The sequence below is a fragment of the Shewanella sp. SP2S2-6 genome, assembly GCF_031931965.1.
GTDB classification, from domain to species: Bacteria; Pseudomonadota; Gammaproteobacteria; order Enterobacterales; family Shewanellaceae; genus Shewanella; species Shewanella baltica.
This window is the reverse complement of record NZ_JAUOEQ010000007.1, coordinates 56,949-79,547: the sequence shown is the minus strand read 5'-3', so window position 1 is coordinate 79,547 and position 22,599 is coordinate 56,949. Positions and strand designations below refer to the sequence as shown.

21 protein-coding genes are annotated in these 22,599 nt (G+C 46.7%); 10 read left to right on the top strand and 11 right to left on the bottom strand.

All coding sequences use genetic code 11. The features are described from left to right. Positions 1-120: 120 nt before the first annotated feature. From Q4Q57_RS07620 to Q4Q57_RS07600, 5 genes are all read right to left on the bottom strand, one after another. On the bottom strand, positions 121-573 hold the full coding sequence (locus Q4Q57_RS07620; RefSeq protein WP_259523194.1) for a thioesterase domain-containing protein: 453 nt from the start codon (positions 571-573) through the stop codon (positions 121-123). Positions 574-720: 147 nt separating this feature from the next. After that, positions 721-1,158 carry a D-aminoacyl-tRNA deacylase gene (gene dtd, locus Q4Q57_RS07615; RefSeq protein WP_311890452.1) on the bottom strand — a complete coding sequence of 146 codons (438 nt, stop codon included), beginning with the start codon at positions 1,156-1,158 and terminating at the stop codon, positions 721-723. Positions 1,159-1,196: 38 nt separating this feature from the next. Further along, positions 1,197-1,781, bottom strand: a complete 585-nt coding sequence (locus tag Q4Q57_RS07610; protein ID WP_311890451.1) for a hypothetical protein — start codon at positions 1,779-1,781, stop codon at positions 1,197-1,199. After that, positions 1,778-2,743 (bottom strand): alpha/beta fold hydrolase, encoded by a 966-nt coding sequence (locus Q4Q57_RS07605; protein WP_311890450.1) that lies wholly within the window; start codon positions 2,741-2,743, stop codon positions 1,778-1,780. Before Q4Q57_RS07605 ends, Q4Q57_RS07610 begins: the two co-directional genes overlap by 4 nt. A gap of 36 nt (positions 2,744-2,779) precedes the next feature. After that, on the bottom strand, positions 2,780-3,751 hold the full coding sequence (locus tag Q4Q57_RS07600) for a virulence factor BrkB family protein (protein ID WP_006086585.1): 972 nt from the start codon (positions 3,749-3,751) through the stop codon (positions 2,780-2,782). Positions 3,752-3,832: 81 nt separating this feature from the next. Between Q4Q57_RS07600 and Q4Q57_RS07595 the strand changes: the two genes are divergently transcribed. Both Q4Q57_RS07595 and Q4Q57_RS07590 read left to right on the top strand, forming a co-directional pair. Beyond that, complete coding sequence (locus Q4Q57_RS07595; RefSeq protein WP_006079786.1) at positions 3,833-4,054, top strand: hypothetical protein; 222 nt, start codon at positions 3,833-3,835, stop codon at positions 4,052-4,054. 29 nt (positions 4,055-4,083) lie between these two features. Next, the gene (locus Q4Q57_RS07590; protein WP_006079785.1) at positions 4,084-4,737 is read left to right on the top strand and encodes a DUF2959 domain-containing protein; all 654 of its coding nucleotides are present in this window, start codon (positions 4,084-4,086) and stop codon (positions 4,735-4,737) included. Positions 4,738-4,967: 230 nt separating this feature from the next. On the opposite strand, the gene Q4Q57_RS07585 is transcribed toward Q4Q57_RS07590, so the two are convergent. Both Q4Q57_RS07585 and Q4Q57_RS07580 read right to left on the bottom strand, forming a co-directional pair. Further along, positions 4,968-6,128, bottom strand: a complete 1,161-nt coding sequence (locus tag Q4Q57_RS07585) for a PLP-dependent aspartate aminotransferase family protein (protein WP_311890449.1) — start codon at positions 6,126-6,128, stop codon at positions 4,968-4,970. Between the two features lie 18 nt (positions 6,129-6,146). Then, positions 6,147-7,151, bottom strand: a complete 1,005-nt coding sequence (locus tag Q4Q57_RS07580; RefSeq protein WP_311890448.1) for a 2-oxoglutarate and iron-dependent oxygenase domain-containing protein — start codon at positions 7,149-7,151, stop codon at positions 6,147-6,149. Positions 7,152-7,518: 367 nt separating this feature from the next. On the opposite strand from Q4Q57_RS07580, the gene Q4Q57_RS07575 reads away from it, so the two are divergent. Together Q4Q57_RS07575 and Q4Q57_RS07570 are read left to right on the top strand one after the other, a co-directional pair. Next, complete coding sequence (locus Q4Q57_RS07575; RefSeq protein ID WP_311890447.1) at positions 7,519-8,733, top strand: 4Fe-4S binding protein; 1,215 nt, start codon at positions 7,519-7,521, stop codon at positions 8,731-8,733. A gap of 174 nt (positions 8,734-8,907) precedes the next feature. After that, entirely contained in the window at positions 8,908-9,930 is a 1,023-nt protein-coding gene (locus Q4Q57_RS07570) for a diguanylate cyclase domain-containing protein (protein WP_311890446.1), read from the top strand. A gap of 288 nt (positions 9,931-10,218) precedes the next feature. On the opposite strand, the gene typA is transcribed toward Q4Q57_RS07570, so the two are convergent. Further along, positions 10,219-12,030: a translational GTPase TypA gene (typA, locus tag Q4Q57_RS07565; protein WP_012196535.1), complete on the bottom strand. Its 1,812-nt coding sequence runs from the start codon at positions 12,028-12,030 to the stop codon at positions 10,219-10,221. Between the two features lie 1,023 nt (positions 12,031-13,053). Here typA and glnA point away from each other — a divergent pair. Continuing rightward, entirely contained in the window at positions 13,054-14,463 is a 1,410-nt protein-coding gene (gene glnA, locus Q4Q57_RS07560) for a glutamate--ammonia ligase (protein ID WP_006079778.1), read from the top strand. Between the two features lie 325 nt (positions 14,464-14,788). Here glnA and Q4Q57_RS07555 read toward each other — a convergent pair whose 3' ends face one another. After that, positions 14,789-15,661, bottom strand: coding sequence for a hypothetical protein (locus Q4Q57_RS07555; protein WP_311890445.1), 873 nt, complete (start codon positions 15,659-15,661; stop codon positions 14,789-14,791). 558 nt (positions 15,662-16,219) lie between these two features. Between Q4Q57_RS07555 and Q4Q57_RS07550 the strand changes: the two genes are divergently transcribed. Continuing rightward, entirely contained in the window at positions 16,220-16,477 is a 258-nt protein-coding gene (locus Q4Q57_RS07550; RefSeq protein WP_311890444.1) for a YceK/YidQ family lipoprotein, read from the top strand. A 182-nt stretch (positions 16,478-16,659) separates the two neighbouring features. On the opposite strand, the gene Q4Q57_RS07545 is transcribed toward Q4Q57_RS07550, so the two are convergent. Both Q4Q57_RS07545 and Q4Q57_RS07540 read right to left on the bottom strand, forming a co-directional pair. Then, positions 16,660-17,781: an aminotransferase class V-fold PLP-dependent enzyme gene (locus Q4Q57_RS07545; RefSeq protein ID WP_311890443.1), complete on the bottom strand. Its 1,122-nt coding sequence runs from the start codon at positions 17,779-17,781 to the stop codon at positions 16,660-16,662. A 4-nt stretch (positions 17,782-17,785) separates the two neighbouring features. Continuing rightward, positions 17,786-18,964: a PrnB family protein gene (locus Q4Q57_RS07540; RefSeq protein ID WP_259544427.1), complete on the bottom strand. Its 1,179-nt coding sequence runs from the start codon at positions 18,962-18,964 to the stop codon at positions 17,786-17,788. 265 nt (positions 18,965-19,229) lie between these two features. Here Q4Q57_RS07540 and Q4Q57_RS07535 point away from each other — a divergent pair, with 265 nt between their 5' ends. The 4 genes from Q4Q57_RS07535 (at position 19,230) to Q4Q57_RS07520 (ending at position 22,580) form a co-directional block, all read left to right on the top strand. Beyond that, a complete protein-coding gene (locus Q4Q57_RS07535; RefSeq protein WP_311890442.1) occupies positions 19,230-20,573 on the top strand; it encodes an anaerobic C4-dicarboxylate transporter in 1,344 nt (447 codons plus the stop codon). 189 nt (positions 20,574-20,762) lie between these two features. Beyond that, positions 20,763-21,428, top strand: coding sequence for a CHAP domain-containing protein (locus Q4Q57_RS07530; protein ID WP_311890441.1), 666 nt, complete (start codon positions 20,763-20,765; stop codon positions 21,426-21,428). 12 nt (positions 21,429-21,440) lie between these two features. Then, positions 21,441-22,031, top strand: a complete 591-nt coding sequence (locus Q4Q57_RS07525; protein ID WP_311890440.1) for a hypothetical protein — start codon at positions 21,441-21,443, stop codon at positions 22,029-22,031. 36 nt (positions 22,032-22,067) lie between these two features. Next, positions 22,068-22,580 carry a M23 family metallopeptidase gene (locus Q4Q57_RS07520; RefSeq protein ID WP_168826445.1) on the top strand — a complete coding sequence of 171 codons (513 nt, stop codon included), beginning with the start codon at positions 22,068-22,070 and terminating at the stop codon, positions 22,578-22,580. Positions 22,581-22,599: the final 19 nt, after the last annotated feature.

Sequence of the window (22,599 nt, the reverse complement as noted above, 5' to 3'; positions counted from 1 at the left end):
GGAATATCTCAACTCTATGACGCTAGTGTATTCGCCCATAAAAAAGAAATAAAGTGGATAAAATTTGAGATTCACTTCGATTTTTTAGAAAGGTTATCGGTTGTTGCGACGCGCTATAAATTAACTCACTTTCGGCGCACTGACATACAGGCCTTCGAATACCGCGCAAAGTTTCGCATCACAATACAATTGCACTGCTAACTTCACTTTCACTCTGCGCCCCCTTTGCAACGGACTGAGATCCACAGTTGGCCATTGCACTGTTACCACAGGATCACAAGTCACTGGAGCGAGATAACGAATATGAGCATCGGCGAGCACAATGTCACCCGCAACGCCAGCTAACTGCTGGTTCAGCCACACAGCGCCCCAGCCAGTTAAGGTCATCAAGGTATAAATGCTGCCGGCAAACATGGTCTGATGCAGATTAATATTAGGCGCTATCGGCGCTGTGACTCGAAACTCACCCTCGCTGTAATCGAGCGGCGCAATCTGCATAAATTCACTAACAGGAATAGTACTGTGCCACGTCTGGCGTAATTGAATGAGTAGTTGAGTAAGTAATTCATCCATGTGCATTTACCTCGATACATCCCTCTTCACAGCTAACATCGAATAAGTTCAACACTCTATCCCACAGAAAAACCACGCGTTGACTAATGTAATAGCTAACGTAATAGCTAACACAATAACTAACGCAATCACTCGCGCGATAAGAAGCTACACCTGCAGATTAAAAGTCACAGGGCCATCATTAACTAAGGACACTTGCATATCGGCGCCGAATTGTCCGGTTTCTGTGGTCACGCCCTTAGCGCGGCAAAATGCGACAAACTCTTCATACAGTGCCAAGGCTTGATCCGGCGTACCTGCGCCCGAAAAACTCGGCCTCAGACCGCGACCCGTATCGGCAGCCAAGGTAAATTGCGACACCACTAACAAAGAGCCACCGACTTGCCCTAGGTTGAGATTCATCTTGCCATTTTCATCGGAAAACACGCGATAACTCATCACTTTAGTTGCCAGTTTTTCCATCTTCTCGCGGGTATCTTCCTGCTCAACGCCCAGCAGAACCAACAGGCCCTTATCGATCGCACCTATGGTTTGATTATCGACAACCACACTGGCGCGGCTCACTCTTTGAATTAACGCAATCACAACTTTTCCTTTTTAGATTAAGGCTTAACGGGAACCATTTACTGCATGAGCGGGATAGGACGAATATATTGGTCGATACCATCGGGCAAGGATTGTGCGACTTGTGCCAAACCGCCATTGGTCCACAGCATAAAACGGCGTAACTCTTCAATTTCAACATGATCGGCAAAGGTGACAGTGCCTTGTATTTGGATCACAGCGCCTTGGTCCAGCAACACAAACTTGGCAAAATTAAGCTTTTGATTCAAAGTGCCAATCACCACAGGCAGCTCTTGGCTAGCCTGTAATTGCGGATGCACGGCATAGAAACGATTCATTAAAATACGGTCAATGCCCGTAGAATTAATACTCGGCTCAAGCAAAAACTGGTTATCGCCAAACTGCACCGCGACTTTAGTTGGCGCAACTTTGGTGGCCAAGTAGTTAGCGTTAATCAACGCTTGATACAAGCGCTCAGCGGCAGCGTCATTGGTCAATCCACCCAGTTCAACGACTTTGGGCGCGACGGGTGCACTCACGTTCTCCAGAGCCACCACTGGGTCAATCGCGCTGGTTTGCGAGGGCGCCGTAGCGGCACAGGCAGTTAATCCGAGTAAACTGGCACTGATGAGCAATGTTTTCATTGTATTTCCCTTTGATGTATCCACGACCACATAGCATGGATTTCTGCTGTGACCGCCAAAAACAACGACTCGCTATTGAGCATATGTCCGCCGTCGGCCACAGATTGAATCGTAATAGCATGCTCTAGCCTAGCCAAAAAATCGCGCAATAGCGCCGCTGGGCAAATCGCATCCTGCATTCCTTGCAATAACACACTACGCGCCTTCACCCTAGGCGTCACGCGTTGCAACACACTCATGGCATTGAAGTAATCATGCCGAGCAAAGTGCAATTCGATATCCGCTAACGCTAATACAGGGTCGGGTAACTGTCTTGGCAACACTAATCTCGCCCCAGCGAGCTTTAGCTCCCATTGAACCCAACGCCGCGCAAAATGGTGTCGCAGGTTTTCATCGGCCGATGCCAAACCTTGATGGTACGAATCCAGCAGTTCAGCCAGCGATGGCGCAACGGGCGCATTACCACTGAAGAGTCGATAAGCCGCAGGTTGCAATTTTGCCGCGCCGTCAGCGCCATAGAGCCAATCTATGCCTTCTTTAGACGGAATAAATAACGCCCACAGTACTTGCGCTATCACCCGTTCGGGAAATAATCCGCTGTAAATTAAGCCTAATGTGGCCCCAAAGGAGCCGCCCGCTAAACACCAGCGCTCAATACCTAACGCGAGGCGAATCGCCTCCATATCGCAGATCAAACCATTAAGATGATTATGGGCTAAATCGCCAAAGGGCAAGGATTGCCCAGAACCTCGTTGATCTAACAGCAAAATCCAATATTGATCGCCATTAAACAATGCTAAATCACCGATATCACAACCCGCTCCCGGACCACCGTGCAAATACAACAGCGGGATACCTTGAGGATTACCGTATTGCGCCAGATGTAATTGCTGACCATTGCCAACGCTAAACCAGTCGCGGCGGATAAAAGGGGGAAAGGATTCAAGCACTGATTCAGGCATTAAGTGTTATCGCCATTACTTAACCGTTTAGGGATGTCATTCCGATTTCGCCACGGCCTTGAGTGCCGTCACCTCTGCCGACGTTAATACTGACGACGAATCACCTTGGCTGGCATCTGCTAATGGCTTGGCATTCAGGGCCGTTTCGTCATCTGAGCTCGATTCATAATCTAAATATTCTGGCATAGCCGCGGTAATTTCCGCGCCGAGCAGCACTATCATCCACGATAAATACACCCAGACAAACACTATGGGTATCGTCGCGAGCGCACCGTAGATGGCTTCATAACTTGGAAACTGAGTCACGTACAAGGCAAAGCCTTTTTTACCTAGCTCAAACAAGAGCGCGGCCACAATCGCCCCCAATAACGCATGTAAAAACTTCACCTTCTGATTCGGCACCACCATGTATAACAGCAAGAATGCGGCAACTGAAAACAACATGGGCAAGCGCGCAATAAAAATCGGCAACATGCCCGATAAAGCTTCAGCTTCAAACACCTTCAGTGAAATCACATAGGAGGATGCGACCAAACTCGCCCCGACCAATACCGGCCCTAACGTTAGCACCATCCAATACATAGAAAATGCGACCACCACGGAACGCTTCTCTTTAGTGCGCCAAATGTTATTAAGTGATTTGTCGATGGCGGAAATCAGCATAATGGCAACCACCACTAAAGCCGCGATCCCCACGGCTGTGCCCTTAGACGCATTGCCAACAAATTCATTGATATACACTTGCACTGTGTCGCCAGCAGCGGGTAAAAAGTTTTCGTAAACAAAGCCTTCTATCTGCCCACGAATGCCTTTAAACACCGGAAAAGCCGACAACATAGACATAGTCACGGCCACCATAGGCACGAGTGACAATAGCGTGACATAGGCCAAGTGTCCGGCGCGGATATTGATCTGATCTTCCACTAAACGCCGCCTTAAATGCAGCAGGAAGTGCCAGATCCCGAGGAATAAGACGCGAATTTGTGCCAGTTCTATCTTCTTAGTCACGGGTTTCTCTTGATTCTGTTGGTATAGACTCGTTATCTTCGTACAATAAACACTTAATTTACAAGTCTAAGGAGTGAATTGATGTCTCAACAAGGATCTGCGGGTAACGTTATTTCCGCTATTGCTAGCCTATTTTTCCCTGGGTTAGGCCAACTATTACAAGGCCGCATTATGGCCGCACTGTTATTTTTCATTATCACAGTGGTGGGTTATGCCCTGTGGTGGCTAATTGTGCCCGCGGTAATAGGTGCTATCTTTCATCTGTGGAGCATTATCGATGCGGCCCGATTTAAGGCCGATTAATTTCAATTCACTCAGTGACGGAATACCCAATGAAAAGACTGATAACTTCAGGCCTGATTGCCGCAAGCCTCCTGCTCAGTGGTTGCCAAAGTGCCTATTACGGCGCGATGGAAAAGGTCGGTTACCATAAACGCGATATTATGGTCGACAGAGTTAAAGACGCGAAAGAATCCCAAGAGGACGCCCAAAAAGAGTTCAGCTCGGCCCTCGAAGAGATGCAAGCCCTGCTCAATCACGATGGCGGCAACCTAGAAAAAGCCTATAACAAGGCTAAGGATGAATACGAATCGGCCCAAAGCGCCGCAGATAACGTCAGTAACCGCATCAAGAAAGTTGAAGATGTAGCCGAAGCGTTATTCGATGAGTGGCAAGATGAAATTGGCGAGATCAGCAAAGCCAGCTTGCGCCGTAACAGTGAAGCTAAGCTCAAAGAAACCCGCCGCGCCTACGAACAATTGATCAAAAGCATGCACCGCGCCGAATCAAAAATGCCGCCCATCCTCACCGCCATGAAAGACAACATGCTGTATCTCAAGCATAACTTGAACGCCCAAGCCATTGGTGCAATCAAAGGCGAATTTGCCAGCCTGCAAACCGATATTTCGGGCCTGATTAAAGAGATGAACAAATCGATTAACGAGTCGAACAAGTTTATTGAGTCACTCGAAAAATCCAAAAGTTAGCTTGAATACCTTTGACGTATTCGAGGCACAAGCTGTTAGTTTCAATTAAAGAAAACAGAACTAACAGCTTGGGCTAACTCATCGCCGCTTAATATGAGTCATTGTTAGTGAGTTGCTGACATTGCACATCACACTAAGTGATTGACCATTCATCAAATTATCCCGCAGGAAAAATCTACCGCGAGTTGTACACACGATCTTAGCTACAGGCCGGATTCAAATTATCCGTCTTATATCGCTAATGCTTGTTCAAGATCGGCGATTAAATCTTGAGGATCTTCAACGCCAATACTCAGTCTGATCAAGTTATCATTCACCCCAGAAGCTAGCCTGCTCGCAACATCCATTGCCGCATGAGTAGTACTTGCAGGATGGCAAGCTAGGCTTTCTAGATCGCCTAAACTGACCGCTTGAGTAAATAGCTTCAAATGATCTAAAAACTGCGCCGCTCGGCTAAACCCGCCTTCAAGCTCAATACTCACCATACCGCCAAAGGCATTTATCGTTTCACTCAAAACTTGATGCCCTGGGTCCAGTGAAAGCCCTGGGTAATAGACTTTTGCGACGCTCGGATGTGATGCTAAAAAAGCAGCGACTTTAGCGGCTCCCGCAAGATGGGCATCCATTCGCAACGCTAAAGTACGTAAACCGCGCTGCAGTAAATAGGCTTCCTGTGGCCCAATAGCAGCCCCAATATGCTTAAGTGCTATGGTGCGAATTGGCTGCATTAATGCTTTACGGCCCGCGACCACACCTGCGATTAAATCACCATGCCCACTTAAATATTTAGTGGCACTGTGCATCACGATATCTATGCCATTTTCCAGCGGTTTGAATAAATACGGCGTTAAAAACGTATTATCACAAATGGTGATTGCCCCAACCCGCTCAGCGGCGAGCTTTACCTTACGATAATCACTGACTTTTAAGGTCGGATTGGTAATAGGCTCAAATAAGATAATTTTTGTCTCGGGGCTTATCTCAGACAATAAGTGGTCGTCATCTTTATAACGGCGCACTGTAATGCCCGCGCGGGTCAGCGTTTGGATTAGAAATGCCGCAGTACCACCATATACAGGATCGATAAATGCGATTTCATCACCTTGACTGACCAAGGCATAGAAAATACTGCTGATTGCCGCCATACCACTCGCAACCACGAGCGCTTCATCAGCCCCCTCTAGCTGGGACAATTGGTGTTCAAGTGCCTGTACTGTGGGGTTTGCCATACGACTGTAGATAAAACCCGGCTGTTCACCGGCAAAACGCGCTCGACCATCTTCGGCACTGCCATAGGCAAAAGTGCTACTTTGATAGATAGGTGTTGTGAGCGCTCCCGTTGAGTTTTCAGCGGTATGATGGGTGTGAAGTAATTTGGTTTTAAACTGCATAATAGATCCTAATAACAATTAAATAGCATTGGCAAATGAGGCGTAATGCGCTTTCGCAACATCAGGATGTGAGCGTAAACGCCCCTTTAATACGTTTTGGCCAACTTGGTGAAAGAGTGGATTTAATGGATCGCTTGCAGGCCCTTGGGCTTGGCGTGCCAAATATTCAGGCAAGGGTAACAAGGGAACCGTAGCGTTCAACTGTGCCGCCATAAAAAAGGCACAGGAGTAGCGCTCAACTCCAGCAGGTGGGCTAGTGACCCTGTGATAGGTGGCTTTTAAATAACCGTTAGAGGCTAACTCAAGTAACTCACCTATATTAACAACAAAGGCGCCCTCCAAGGGCGGTATGCTTAACCAGCCGTCGTCAGTCTGAACTTCTAAACCTGATTGCTTATCTTGCAGCACTAAGGTGAGGTAGCCAGGATCTTTGTGTGCCCCCACCCCTTGACCAGAAGTCTCTCCATTCGCACTTGGATAGCGGATAAGCTTCATATGTTGATATGGGCCAGCATCAATCGTGGCATCGAATGCGGTCTCTAATTGCTCTAATGCGACAGCGAGCGCCTTCAATAGCGTAACACTGGTATTGGCTAAGTCCTGTTGCCATTCCAATAAAATCGTTTTCATCTGCGGTAATTGGGACGGCCATTGATTAGGTCCTTGTAATTGCGACCATTTTGGCACATCCGAACGCGGAGGATTAGCGGTTTCCTCTTGCATTATGTCAAATTGCTCACGCAAATCTGGCTTCCCTAAGGTCAATTCACCTTGTAAACGGGTATAACCACGAAAATGAGGCGTGTTCGTCATTTTCACAGCGAGCTTATCGGCGAGAGGGAGCGCAAAGAAATCCCTAGCTAACAGAAGTACTTGCTGCTGTCTCGCGAGCTCAATGCCATGGCCAGTTAAATAGAAAAAACCTATCCTTCTAGCTGCATCGGCAAGTTTATGAATGAAGGCGTGACGACTTTGCCCACCCGCATGCCAATCGCTTAAATTCAATATCGGTAATTGTTCCATCAATGACTCCAATTCAACGCATGATTTGAGTCGGATTCTATGCCTTTATAAGGTAATGGATAACGAATTAATAACTATTTGATATATCAAACTGGAATATTAGATCATTTAGCTATATATCCATCTAGGCTTCCATACTTCCCTTTCACTTGTCGATGAGTCGTAACGTTACTCATCTCGCCTCCCTGCAATCCCTTCTTTTTTTGTGCAAGCCCAAAACACTTGGCTTTGTGAGCTATGGCGCGCTTTAGTGGATTGATAGCACCAATCTTAGACCTGTCGCACAATTTCACTTAGTACTCAAAAACTTATCATCAGTTCATCACTCAGACACTGTACTCGTTACTCATTCGCTGTATTCATCACTATGACTTTTATCGAATCACTCACCCTGATGTTGGCACTCATGTATCTCGCCTCGCTCAGCTATTGGAGCGGCCAGAAATGGGGCGCTGCCGCCACACTGTTACTCAGCGTCGGCGCCGTCGCGATTAGCCTTTACTGGCCATTGGCGCTCGGACTGATTATTGCGTTGCCGTTGGCATTATTGGGACATAAATTTGCGCCAGATTCCTTCAAGGGTGAGATTAAAATCAACACCCTGCGGGAAGGCACTCAACATGTCTTAGCGCTATCGCTTTTGCTGGTTGCCGTCCAATACACAATCAACACCATACTGCTTAAGCAAGGGATCACACCTTGGCTCATGCGCCCCGATGTGGTCGATGCTTTCCTGCCGATTGCTGGCGGCATTGAGCTTAAGGCCATTGTCAGTCTGAACTTATGGGATCAAACCCATCCTGCGGCGGCGGTGATGTTAGCTGCGGTATTACTCACAGGATTACTCTGCAAGCGAGCATTTTGTGGCTGGGCTTGCCCATTAGGTTTGGCAGGGGAATATCTGTATACCTTTAGAAAACGCTTTATTAAATCAGAACTAACACCACCCGCTTGGCTCGATTGGCCACTGCGTATGCTCAAGTATCTATTGCTGCTTGGCCTCTGTTACATAGTGATTGGCATGCCAGCGCAATCGATTCCTAATTATCTCGATGGCAATTACCATAAGATTGCCGACTTGAAGATGGCACTGTTTTTCCTAACACCTAGTCTAATTACTTTATTAGTGTTTACGCTGATCCTTGCCTTAGCCGCATGGCGCCGTCAGGGATTCTGCCGTTACTTGTGCCCTTATGGTGCCATGCTCGGGATCTTAAGTTTTGCGAGCCCCTTAAAAATCCGCCGCGATACACAGCACTGCCTTATCGAAGCAAAAGGAATGAAATGCGACAAGTGCAGCCGCGCCTGCCCAGCAAACATCATAGTGCATACCAAAACCACGGTTCGCAGTGACGAATGCCAAGCCTGTATGCGCTGCGTCGCCGCTTGTCCAAAATCTGCCGCCCTTGGCCTAGGACTTAAATCCGGCCACAGACTCGGCCACAAGGGATTGCTTGCATTAGTGCTAATCACATTATTTATTCTGCCGTTGGGCGCGTACTTAGCGGGTTTCTGGCATAGCCAAACACCCGACAATATCCGCATGGAACTGATCCAAGTGATAGATAGAGTTGGGCATTAGCTAATACCCCAAAAGCACACTGCAGATAATGGCTTACATCACTATCTGCAGTATTTTTAATATATAAGTCATAACATTGACTACAATCAGGCAACCACTCGATTTTATCGCAGATACTATTCCTATACAGATACTAGAAAAGTGGTTTTATGTTCCCTAACATGGAGCTAGCCTATGCGACCCGACCGACAGCAACTGATCCGTTCGTTATTTGACGAATATATTGAGATGTATTCCTCCCGTGATGACAGGCTAACCCACCGCTTTAGTGAGAACTTTAGCGGCTATGCTGGCAGTAGTGACCAGCTTGTCACCGACAGGGAAGAATGGGTGCGGATCACTCGGCAGGACTTTGCACAAGTGCCTGAGCGGATCCATATCGAAATGTTAGCTCTCTCCTTACAAGATCTTGCCGATAACCTCGTGGTTGTGACTGCCTTTTTCCATATCCACTTACCCATCCCTAATCCTATGTTTTCCCGCGAAACGGCACGGCTAGTATTGATATTTCGTTTAGAACACAAAGACTGGATGATTGCCCACAGTGGCATATCCATCCCCTACGGCTTAGCCCACAAGGGGGAGATTTACCCGATAGCGCGATTAGAAGAGCGTAATGTCGAACTTGAATCCATGATCAAGGCACGAACCAGTGAGCTTGCAGAAGCTAATAGGCAACTCGAAATACTCAGCAATACCGATGGTTTAACCAATATCGGCAACCGCCGCCTATTTGACATGATGTTACAAACGGAGTGGAGCCGAGGACAAAGGAGCAACTCATCACTGGCTCTCATCATGCTCGATATTGACCACTTCAAACAATTTAACGATCACTATGGCCACCTCGCCGGCGATGATTGTCTTAAACAACTGGCCAGTACTTTGTCCCAATCCGGCCGCAGAGCGGGCGAACTCGTGGCTCGCTACGGTGGTGAAGAATTTGTCATTCTGTTGCCCAATATCGACAAACAAACGGTGCTCGACACAGCGCAGCATATTCATCAACTGATCCAAACCATTGCCATTCCACATGCGAATACCGACCTTGGTATTGTGACCGTCAGCGCAGGAGTCGCTTATCTGCAACCCTCAAACCAACAAAGCCACTTAGAGTTAGTTCGCCAAGCCGATGCCGCGCTTTACCGTGCAAAATCAGCAGGCCGCAATTGCATACGGGTGATGGATGAGGAGTAATACAGGATCTCAAGATTCAGCGTTTTGAATTTATCGCCGGCATACCCAATCTTCTCATTACAGAGCAACAGAGTTACAACGTTTAGCAGAGCCCTCAGTGCCACAGAGAATATATGCTGCAAGCACTAAGCTTTTAGCGATGTAACGAATAAAACTTCACATCAGCTCCATAGCGCAAACTATCGACATGCCCATGACCAAATAACTCCCAACAAAAAGCCCCACATAGTTTCCTATGCAGGGCTTTTTAAACCGATTGACCCACCTTAATGGCAAGTCAGACAATCATTAAGCGCGGTTAAAGCGCTTACGATCGTTTTCAGTCAAGTGTCTCTTACGAACACGAATGTTCTTAGGCGTTACTTCAACTAATTCGTCATCATCGATGAACTCAAGCGCTTGCTCAAGTGTCATTGTGATTGGCGTAGTCAGTACTTGAGCTTCGTCAGTACCAGAAGCACGCATGTTAGTCAGCTGCTTACCTTTCAGACAGTTAACTGTCAGATCGTTTGAGCGAGCGTGGATACCAACTACTTGGCCTTCGTATACTTCAGCGGCATGGCCGATAAAGAGACGACCGCGATCCTGTAGACCAAACAGTGCGAAGGTCAGAGCCTTACCAGTAGCGTTAGAGATCAATACGCCGTTAGCGCGTTGACCGATATCGCCACCTTTGTGTGGACCGTAATGGTCGAACGAGTGGTAGATTAGACCAGTACCAGAAGTCGCAGTTAAGAATTCAGTTTGGAAACCGATTAAACCACGGCTTGGGATGATGAAGTCGATACGTACACGACCTTTACCATCAAGCTGCATGTCTTTCATTTCAGCTTTACGGGTACCTAACTTCTCGATCACTGTGCCTTGATCTTCTTCTTCAACGTCAACAGTCAACGTCTCGTATGGTTCACACAGTTCACCGTCGATGGTTTTCAGAATTACTTCTGGACGTGATACGGCTAACTCGTAACCTTCACGACGCATGTTTTCAATCAGGATTGATAAATGCAATTCACCACGACCAGATACGCGGAAGCGATCTGGACTTTCTGTTTCTTCAACACGCAATGCCACGTTGTGGACTAATTCTGTTTGCAGACGTTCCAGAATGTTACGTGAAGTCACATACTTACCTTCTTTACCAGCAAAAGGTGAAGTGTTAACTTGGAAAGTCATAGTCAGAGTGGGTTCATCAACAGTCAAAGCTGGCATTGCTTCTACTGCGCCAACGGCACAGATAGTGTCAGAAATTTTCAGTTCGCCTAAACCTGTGATAGCAACGATGTCGCCCGCGTTAGCAATTTCAACTTCAGTACGGTCTAGACCCATGTAACCTAATACTTGGCCCATTTTACCGTTGCGAGTTTTGCCATCAGCGCCAATAATGGTCACTTGTTGGTTAGTTTTAACGCTACCACGCTTGATGCGGCCGATACCGATAACACCCACGTATGAGTTGTAGTCGATTTGCGAAATTTGCATCTGGAACGAACCTTCGGCGTCAGCATCTGGGAAAGATACTTTTTCAACGATAGTTTGGAACAGCGGCGTCATATCATCGCTCGCTACATCCGGATCTAAAGTTGCAAAACCGTTTAACGCAGAAGCGTAAACGATTGGGAAATCTAACTGCTCGTCGGTTGCGCCTAAGTTGTCGAACAGGTCGAATACTTGGTCGATAACCCAATCTGGGCGTGCACCTGGACGGTCAATCTTGTTGATAACAACGATTGGCTTTAAGCCTTGAGCAAACGCTTTCTTCGTTACGAAGCGAGTTTGTGGCATTGGACCGTCAACGGCATCAACCAGCAATAATACTGAGTCAACCATAGACAGAACACGCTCAACCTCACCACCGAAATCGGCGTGGCCTGGGGTATCAACGATGTTAATACGGTAGTCGTTCCACTTGATGGCAGTATTCTTTGCCAGAATCGTGATCCCACGTTCCTTTTCAAGATCGTTGGAGTCCATCACCCGCTCAGTGGCTTCTCCTCGGGTTGCAAGGGTGCCTGACTGTGACAGCAACTTGTCTACCAGGGTCGTTTTGCCATGGTCAACGTGTGCAATAATGGCGATGTTACGTAAATTCTCTAGCACGGATAAACCTCTTACCATCAAACAAAAATAGGGATATTTCAGTAATTCGTTATGGCGATCTAGCTCGATCCGCCACAATAAAAAGCGTGCCATTCTACTCCAGAGCGGCCTTGGCGCACAGGATTATTTTTGAACACTTATAAAACAATCCGCCGATCCTTGAGTAATTCCAGCCAATATTCCATTGAGTGAAATCCTCTACCGCCACAGTTAAAGCACTGTTCAATTGCCATATTAGTAGGAAAAATCCGAGTTAAGCAGCTGAATTTGCTATTTTTCATACTCTAGACGCAAACCATTTCTGCTGATTTAAACATCAATTAAAATTGATGCCACCGCGATGAAATCATCTCGCCGAGAAACAGCAATAAATTCTAGCGTACATTGAACTGGGCATTCATATTGGCGTTTATGACCGCGAAAACTGAATGTCTTTAAGACTCACTTCATTGTCACGCTATACCTTTATTACGCATCATTGATTCACTTGGTCTGTGAACAGCAAAGACATTTCGCACATGAGAACGAACTCTTTCCTAATAATATGATAATAAACCACTATTGGATTGAGAATGCGTGGCATAGTTGGACAGACTAGCGTGGTTTTATGACAATTATGCGGCGGCGAAATAGCCCAGAGAAATAGTCCAGTTCTGTGCTGAAAAGATGTGCGAGATTCAGTGCTGCTGTCCTTATGCGACTAATGTGAGCCAAGGCGTCACTGCCATCTCACTGCCACATAAGCAGTGCATGTTATTACTTTGGATCCCAGCCTAGGTTTGCATGAATCAATTCAGTGCGCACCAAAATGGATTGATGCACCAAAATGCCACAGCTAAAAGCACCATAGTGGTGCACACACGAATCCAATTAAGTGCAGAAAAGATTTTAAACCATGTTAATCAGCTAGTTAAATTATTGGCATGGATATCGCTTTATCGCTCGTAAGTTTGGCTCAAGATAAATAACTTGAGTTAAAAGATTATAGAAGGGGCATCCCTTTACCCTACCGGAGGCTTGAGAATGTCAGTTGAATCAGTTTTAAAGCAACTTGAAGAATTAGAAGTTAAGTTCGTTGATTTACGTTTTACCGACACTAAAGGTAAAGAGCAGCACGTATCTATTCCTTCTCATCAGGTAGATGCTGATTTCTTCGAAGACGGCAAAATGTTTGACGGTTCTTCTATCGCAGGTTGGAAGGGCATTAACGAATCAGACATGGTACTGATGCCAGATCCAACGACATTCGTACTGGATCCTTTCACCGAAGAAACCACAGCGCTTATTCGTTGTGACATTCTTGAACCAGGTACTATGACGGGCTATGACCGTGACCCACGTTCAATTGCTAAAAAAGCAGAAGCTTACCTAATCTCTACTGGCATCGCTGATACTGTTTTGATTGGCCCAGAACCAGAATTCTTCCTATTTGATGATGTCCGTTTCGGTACTGACATGTCAGGTTGTTTCGTTAAGATCGACGCTAAAGAAGCGGCTTGGAACTCAGGCACGAGCTACGAAGGCGGCAACACAGGTCACCGTCCATTCACTAAAGGCGGTTACTTCCCAGTTGCACCGGTTGACTCATCACAAGACCTACGTAGCGCTATGTGTTTAGTGCTTGAAGAAATGGGTCAAGTGGTTGAAGCGCATCACCACGAAGTGGCGACTGCGGGTCAAAACGAAATCGCTACTCGCTTCAACACGTTAACTAAAAAAGCGGATGAAATCCAAATTCTGAAGTACGTAGTGCACAACATGGCACACGCTTACGGTAAGACGGCGACTTTCATGCCTAAACCCATCGTTGGCGACAACGGTAGCGGCATGCACGTTCACCAATCTCTAGCGAAAGACGGTGTTAACTTGTTCGCTGGCGACAAATACGCGGGTTTAAGTGAAACGGCTCTGTACTACATAGGTGGTATCATCAAGCACGCTCGCGCGCTGAACGCTTTCACTAACCCAAGCACTAACTCTTACAAGCGTTTAGTGCCACACTTTGAAGCACCTGTTATGTTGGCCTACTCTGCACGTAACCGCTCTGCATCAATCCGTATTCCAGTGGTACCAAGCCCTAAAGGCCGTCGTATCGAAGCGCGTTTCCCAGATCCACATGCCAACCCATACTTAGGTTTCGCAGCGCTGCTGATGGCCGGTCTTGACGGTATCCAAAACAAGATCCACCCAGGTGAAGCGATGGACAAAGATCTGTACGATCTGCCTCCAGAAGAAGCGGCTGAAATCCCACAAGTGGCAACGTCATTAGAAAACGCCCTTGAAAATCTGCAAGCTGACCATGAGTTCCTGACAAAAGGCGGCGTGTTCAGTGAAGATTTCATCCAATCTTATATCGTACTGAAAACAGCAGAAGCTGAGCGTGTAGCACGTACAACTCACCCACTTGAGTTTGAAATGTACTACAGCTTGTAATGGCTAGCGCTATACAACCGGCTCGCTTTATGTAATTGATACAGAAAATATAAAAGCCTCGATAGCAACGCTATCGGGGCTTTTTGTATTTTTGAAGGTATATACAACTTTTATTCTGATTAAATCATCGCGTTGTTCTCTACATAGGCATCATCGCCAACCACTCTTTTATCATTCAGAGAAGGCACCCAGACACCGCGGCAACAGCAATAATAGAGATAGATGGTTAAAGACTGATATAAATTAAACGAGGGTGCTGCATAAAACCACCTATATAGTAGGAAGTTAACTACCGCGCCATTATTGTTAAGTGTCCACGCTTTATTCAACTAGGCAGCTTATTGTCAGGGGAAAAATCTGCCAGTTGAGCAGGTTCGCCTGACTCAAATGACGCGAATGGTACGCCATCTAACACCCGCTCATTTTTAAATACACGGATTTCAGAATCAGGTAACTGCGTCATAAGTAATGACAAGATAATGTGCATCTTATCCAATGGGCAATGAAGACGAATACTTGCGCGTAAGCCCATTGTTCGTACATCCGATTGGCAGGCAATAAATGGACGATTCCGCGTTACCTTAATCAAATGACGATGCCCATTTTTTATAGGGCTCTCATAAGTTGTTTCTACATTTTTAAAACCGGTGAAGAAAAATGCCCCCAGAGCCATTCCTCCTGCACCAATCAGCGCTGCGGGACCTAAAAAAGCCACCCCGACAATACAAACTACCACCCCAAACCAAGCCAGCCCCCGCACTACCGCGTAGGCTGCATCCGGAATCGCGTCATGATAGGTAGTAACTAAACCCTCGGTGGTGAGCCGATAGTGGTACAGCTTGTCTGCAAACCAGAGGTAACGAGCAGATAGGCACATTATTAGGGCCATGATGATTAACCCCATACCCAAGCTAGTATCGCCAGATAGCAAATAGCTCCCTATAAATGCTAAACAGCCACACGGGATCAGGAAGGTTAACCAAAATAGACCATAGACAGTCGCCACCCGAATATCCCACTCATAAAGGGTGGGGGCCTCACGCACCCGCTGCTGACGTAGCTTATTGAGCCGGTCTTGCTCCTCTTTAGGGAATTGCAGGTACTCACTGCGCGGCAGGTCTTCATACCGACTGTCGTCCAACTGTTGTGTGTCTTGCTCTGTCGACGCCGACTGCTGCTGCGCTGCTTTATTGTTCATCCTGTTACCTCTCGGTAGACTCTACTTGTAGCGTGGCCATCGCCAAGCAGTAAATCCAGTCATCCATTTTAAATCAGCAACATAATATGCTCTCGGCCTACCCTCAAGCGAATATTTACTTAAGCAGTTTTAAGGAAAGTAATAAAAGTAGCTAGATGGCCAGCGAGGGAAGTGGAGACTGATTTTAAAGAGTATGTTCAAAACTTATCTGAGTTCTGCAAGAGCACGGCATACAAACCTCAATATTTAATACTTATCCAAAACAAGAGTCGCCGTTAACAACTAGGTTATTGAGCTTGGTTGTATCTCGTTTCTGTTGATGAATAATTGACAGATATAATCATATAGTTAGAATGCCAAGCTGTTGAAACAGAACAGGTTGGCGTCAAATGAAACCTGATCTGGTTCCACATCACTAACGCTCTCAGTTGATCAAGTGAGTAGATCATACCGAAGCAATGCAGTTTTTCACATATAAACAATGGAGTGGTTATGCGTTGGTTGACTTGGTTGGTCGTGTGCTGTTCTCTCACGGGATGTGCAACGATAACGTCGAGGATGGGAGAAGATTCAACTTGGGGTCATTCTTTCTCAAGTGTGCAAACGGCTGTTGATAATGGCGAGGAGTGTATGATTATCTCCGCGTTGTCGGCCCCGCCCTTGCTGCTCTTTACCATCCCGCTGACACTCGTTGATATGAGCAGTGCGTTAATCATCGATACTGTTATGCTACCTGCAGATTTAGCGATCACGCCCAGCGATCCCAAGCTCCACACCCCGCGACCTATGGTCTGCCGCTATGACTACAAGATTTAAGCATGATCGCACCCAATAAATAACCTCAAGTTGCCTGTGTGACGGTGAGTTAACGCCGGCATACGGGAACGACCATGTCGCGGTTTGCCTCCCAGAGTGTTGTGCCTTGTTAGTTGTAATTACGTGGTACAACCTAGCCTAGAACCTAGCCTAGCCTAGTAAGCCATTTTAAATCATTTAAGTTAGCGATTTGCTTTAATCACATCCAGTAACAGCTTGATATCGGAAATATTGTTGTAGATATGTGGCGAAATCCGGATCCCCATGCTGCGAGCATCGACGCTGATGTTCGCGTTAGCTAATGCCGTCATGATTTGATGTTGTTGCTCACCAAACTGCAAAATCAGCGTACCGCTGCGTTTTTCAACATCCCGTGGCGATACAAACTCATGTTCGAGCTCTTGCGCCACGGCATCAATTAACTGCTGATTACATTTACGCAGCAAGGGGATGCCTAGACCTGCAAGGTAATGAATGCTGTGGGCGGCAATGGCATAAGGCGCGATTGATGGCGTTCCACCCCAGAAGCGCATTGCGGAATGCTGGTAACGAAAATCATGGATATCGAACTCGAACGGATTCTCGTGGCTAAACCACCCCACATCCTTGGGCTGGCAACTCTCCAATATGGCGGGATTAACCCAAAGATAGGCAGCACCAGGGCCGCCGCAGAGCCATTTCACACTCGACCCGATTAAAAAATCAGGTTGTAGGCGCGCGAGATCTAGCGGAATAATCCCTGCCGATTGAGCCACATCCACTAAGCTCAAACAGCCTCGCTCACGGGCTATGGTGAAAATATTGGCTAATGGCGCCTGCTGCCCCGTATTCGAGTAAGCATGGCTGACAAACACCAGATCTACATCACGACTGATATGCGCGTCCCACACATTAGGGTCAGTGACATCGAGTCCCTTAGGAATAAAACGCACTTCGCAGCTAGCTGGCAGCGCTTTTTTAAGGGCGAAACCCATGCTGGGGAAATCAATCTCACTCATTAACACAACGGCGTGTTCGCGATTTAATCGGTCGAGTGACATAACGATTTTAGTCAGTGCACTGGAAAGATTTACCTGAGGGCAAAAGTCCTTTTGGTGGCCGTTAAACAGTTTGGATAAAGCAAAGGTAAAATCATCAATCACACTCAGCCACTGACCCCAAGGCTCACGCCCCGATTCCTGCCAAGGCGCAAAAAAGGCTTCTTTGAAGACCTGTTCGGTCGATTTTAACGGTCGACCGACGGAATGGTTCAATAGATATCCTGGACCCGCGAGGTAAAAGTCCTTTTTAAAGTCTTCAAACATAGTGTTATCTCAAACTCTCTTTTAATTTTTTAATCTCATAATAACGCGTCCGAATGTCGCTGCGCTGAGCGGCGGCGCGCCTATCTCTGAGTCGCTCCAATGAACCGAGTAACACATGAAGTGGCGGACCACTGGCGGTAACCTTAGCTAAATGCTGCTGCTCCATACTTGTCGAAGGCTCGGCAATATATTTAGTCACTAACTCATTATGGTGCTGAATCGCAGTCTCGCCATGTAATTCGCAGACTTCGATAAAGAGTCGCAAATTTTCTTGATACCAAGTTTGGTTCGCACTGTCTTTTGCCTGCAGGAAATCATCCATCAAATTCGGTCGACGCATGCACTCACGCAATATTTGCTGATCCTCTGGCATCATGTACAAAAACTTGTCCACCAGCATTTGCGAGTAGGAAGCTTCATTGGCGAAACAAAGACCTAGTGTTAAATCGATCACATTAATCCCCGCAAAATCCCCGGCGTTGGCGCCACGATAAATGACCGATCCCACCCGATAAGGTTTGTAGTAAGGGCGAACACAGTAAAAGAAACGATCCGTATCTAATCGATTGAATAATTGAGTATTCGACTCGATCACATCCTGCAATGCCTGTTTAGCGACTCGCAGTAAATCGTGACTGATGGGATGGGAAATACCCAAAGGCTGGATCTTCAATAGCGCATCTGCGGCGCGTTTATAGGCCAAAATGCCCTTAGTGTTGTAATCCACAAACAACTTTTCAGCGGGAAGATCGGTAAAGCGCTTATAAATGCCATTGTGGGCACGATTGTGAGTAGTTAAATGTGCGGTGGCAAAGCGCGGCGTGACACCTATTGAAGCACCGATGTGCATGGCAAGCGCAGAGGCTTCGGCTAATGGCGATGTGGTTTCCCGCGAAGGCTCGGTAATCTCATGGCGTCGACAAGCCGCCATATACAGGCCCACATTGCCGAGTAAATCGAAAGCACTGTCGAACCCTTCGTCGGTATTGCCCTCATCGAGCAAGGCCTTAATCAACTCTCGCCCTTCGCTCTCCAGCGCCAACTTAGCTTCTGCGCCGATATCAAGCACATTGGCCCGATCCGTTTGTTGGTAGTAAAGCTGTTCTAGCTCTGAGTTGAGTTCGACAAAGCGACTGCGGATCCAATCATCGAAGGCTTCGGTATTAAAGGTGGCTGGTTTCACGGGCTTATCCTTGAGTATTGTTATCGTTCTTGTAAACGGAGCGAGCGCAAAGTCTTAGCCCATTCCGTAAAACTCGTTAACCAGAATGCAACTTATCGCCACGTGTTTCTAGCGCTAGGTCAAATTTCCGAAAAATCTCATGCCATTTTTTATTTACACCATGCGCCAGCGCAATTTTTCAAACGCTTTTCCTCCGCAAAATGTCCCTGAAAACACTCATCACTCAACAAATCGCTAAGCGGTAGATTCCGCAGAGGTAAATCGGATGATTTTAATGGAATTTATAGTAGTGCTTAGTTGCCTACTACTCGGTACCCGCTACGGCGGTATGGGACTCGGCCTCATCAGCGGCATAGGTTTGTTTTTACTGATATTTGTCTTCGGTTTAGCACCGGGACAACCGCCAGTACAAGTTATGCTAACGATTCTTGCGGTGATCGGCTGTGCGGCCGTATTACAAACCGCAGGCGGTTTGGATGTGATGATGCAGTTTGCCGAGCGCCTACTGCGCCGCCATCCACAATACATCACCATTCTGGCGCCGCTGACCACTTGGACGCTGACCTTTCTTTGCGGTACAGGCCATGTGGTTTACACCATGTTCCCGATTATTTCCGATATCGCGCTGAAGAAAAATATTCGCCCAGAACGGCCAATGGCTGTGGCATCCGTCGCTTCGCAAATGGCAATTTGTGCCTCGCCCGTGTCGGTAGCGGTTGTGTCTATGGTGTCGATTCTCGCATCGCAACAAGGTGTAGGCCGCGCCTACAATCTGCTCGAAATTTTAATGGTGTCGGTACCGGCATCGCTTTGCGGCGTCATGGCCGCCGCACTTTGGAGTCTACGTCGCGGTAAAGATTTAGATAAAGACGAAGAGTTCCAAGAACGGATTCAAGATCCTGTCCAAAGAGCTTTTATCTATGACAAGAGCGAAACCCTGCTAAACCAACGTTTTCCTAAGGAAGCTTACTGGGCAACGGGGATTTTCTTTGCGGCTATTGCAGCTGTGGTGCTGTTAGGTTCCTTTAGTGAACTGCGCCCGGCCTTTGAAGTTAAAGGGAAAACGACCTTATTATCGATGAACTTAGTCATCCAGATGATGATGTTAATTGCAGGGGCATTTATTCTAATGACCTGCAAAGTCAAGCCGACAAACATCTCTAATGGCCCGGTCTTTAAAGCGGGCATGGTGGCGATTTTCTCAGTATTTGGTGTGGCGTGGATGAGTGATACTTTCTTCATCAGCCATATGGATGTGCTTAAGGAAAACCTGTCCCACGTGGTGCAAAGCCAGCCTTGGACCTATGCCTTAGTGCTGTTCCTTATCTCTAAGCTTGTTAATAGCCAAGCGGCGGCGCTGACTGCCATTGCGCCTATGGGTCTCGCCTTAGGGGTAGATCCAAAACTCTTGATCGCTTTCCTTCCAGCAAGCTACGGGTATTTTGTACTGCCTACCTATCCAAGCGATCTGGCCTGTATCGGCTTTGACCGTTCAGGTACAACTAAAATAGGTAAGTTCATTATTAACCACAGCTTTATCATCCCAGGGTTTATCGGTGTAGCGACAGCATCGGCTGTCGGTTATCTACTCGCAACCGCTTTACTCTAACCGCCAAAATAACAAAGGCCGCTAATGCGGCCTTTGTTTTAGATAGCCTTAGATCACACAAAAGTATTAACCTGTGCCAATATAAAACCCATACCCTAGACGCCCATATTCTTCAGAACATAAAATACGCAGCCCGAAAGTGAGATAAGTATCTTACTCAACAACTCTTTTTAGCTTGCCGTACTAAAGATGATTAGACGCTTATCCATTCTATTAGCTTTTTTCGCGATACTGATGGGGCTCGTAAACTGTGCCTACAGTCTGATAACTCGGATTAACTTTAATTCCCACCATCAAGTAGGAGAAGTCATCGACACTCTAAACGGGGTTAATATCTATTATAACGGAGGAGTTAATACCCATTCAGGACGCAACCTATCTATAGATGGTTATAACTTAGGCATCCAATATCAATGTGTTGAATTTGTTAAGCGCTACTTTTACCAACGCTACCAGCATAAAATGCCTGACGCTTTAGGCCATGCTAGAGACTTTTTTGATAACAAGTTAAGCGATGGCATGTGGAATGAAAAACGCGCTATGCGGCAATACACTAATGCGAGTCAGACCAAACCTATGCAGGATGATCTACTCGTGTTTTCTCCATGGATATTTAACCCCTACGGTCACGTTGCAATCATTGCCTCAGTTACCGATAGCAGTATTGAAATTGCCCAACAAAATCCCGGCCCCTTTGGCCCATCACGCGAACGGTTGGCATTAATTCAACAAAACGGCCTCTGGTATATTGATGCGCCTCGAGTAAAAGGTTGGTTAAGATGGCAGGCCCCGGAAATCACGGCATCCCCGATTGCTGAATCCGCAAATACGCCATTCCCCAGTAAGGTTCACTGAGAAATAACAATAATGTCAGTATTAACTTGGATTAAACAACGCCTTGCGCGCAACAGTGATAGCCTCAAGCAATCTAGGCCACAAACTGAGTTACACACTGTTTTTCATCAAACCCAGATGCCCAATATCAGCTTGCCAATCATACAAACCTATCCACTCGTTGTACCTATGGACAGAGAAGATATTTTTGCATATCAATTGCATTGCTTGCTGACTTACCAGGGGAAAGAGGCCTTAAACACTTTACTTAGCCAGGCAGGCTTTAACACATTGCCCGAGCAAACGGTCAGCTTTAACGGTTTTATCGAACATCCAACCCAAGCGACCTGCGTATTACTGAACCAATATGACGATTTTGCGGGTGTGTGCATAACCTTAGTGACAAATGACAAACCCTTGCTAGAAGCATTAATCAGATTCAAATCCGCCCCGCCCAATCCATGGGAAAGCTTTCCCAATATCGATCCCGATACCCTCGGCAGTCTTCAAGGTAATATTGACTTTTGGTGCAGCTATTTTTGGCGCCCCTATTGGCTATCGCTTTCAGAAGCCGAGCGCTTGCAATATCCTGAAAGTTGGCGGGAATTTAGCGAGTTTCATTAAAACTTAAGTACGCAAACACTTAATGCAGGATAAAAAATGAAATTGAAATATGTTGGATTAGCACTGACGTTACTGCTACTTGGTGGTTATCTGATCCCTGAGTCACCCGCGATCCCAGTAAAAGGTGCCAGCAGTAAAGATTGGAACAGCCAAACCTTTTGGTATGAACCTTGGGGTCCATCGGGCGTTCACAAGGGGATAGATATTTTCGCCGCCAAAAACACCGCAGTGATTGCGCCAACGCCTATGCTGATCTTGTATCGAGGTGACTTCTTCAAAGGAGGAAATGTGGTGGTTGGTTTAGGTCCGAAATGGCAAATTCATTACTTTGCCCATTTAGCACAAATTGAATCAGCCACGGGATTGATTGCCTACCAAGGTGACACTTTGGGTACTGTCGGCGATACGGGCAATGCACAAGGTAAACCGCCCCATTTGCACTATTCCATTTTGAGCTTATTGCCTAAACCTTGGCTGATGGATACTTCAACCCAAGGTTATAAAAAGGCCTTTTATCAAAACCCTATCGAGTATTTAACTGCACTATAGGCTTAACTACTTACTTTAA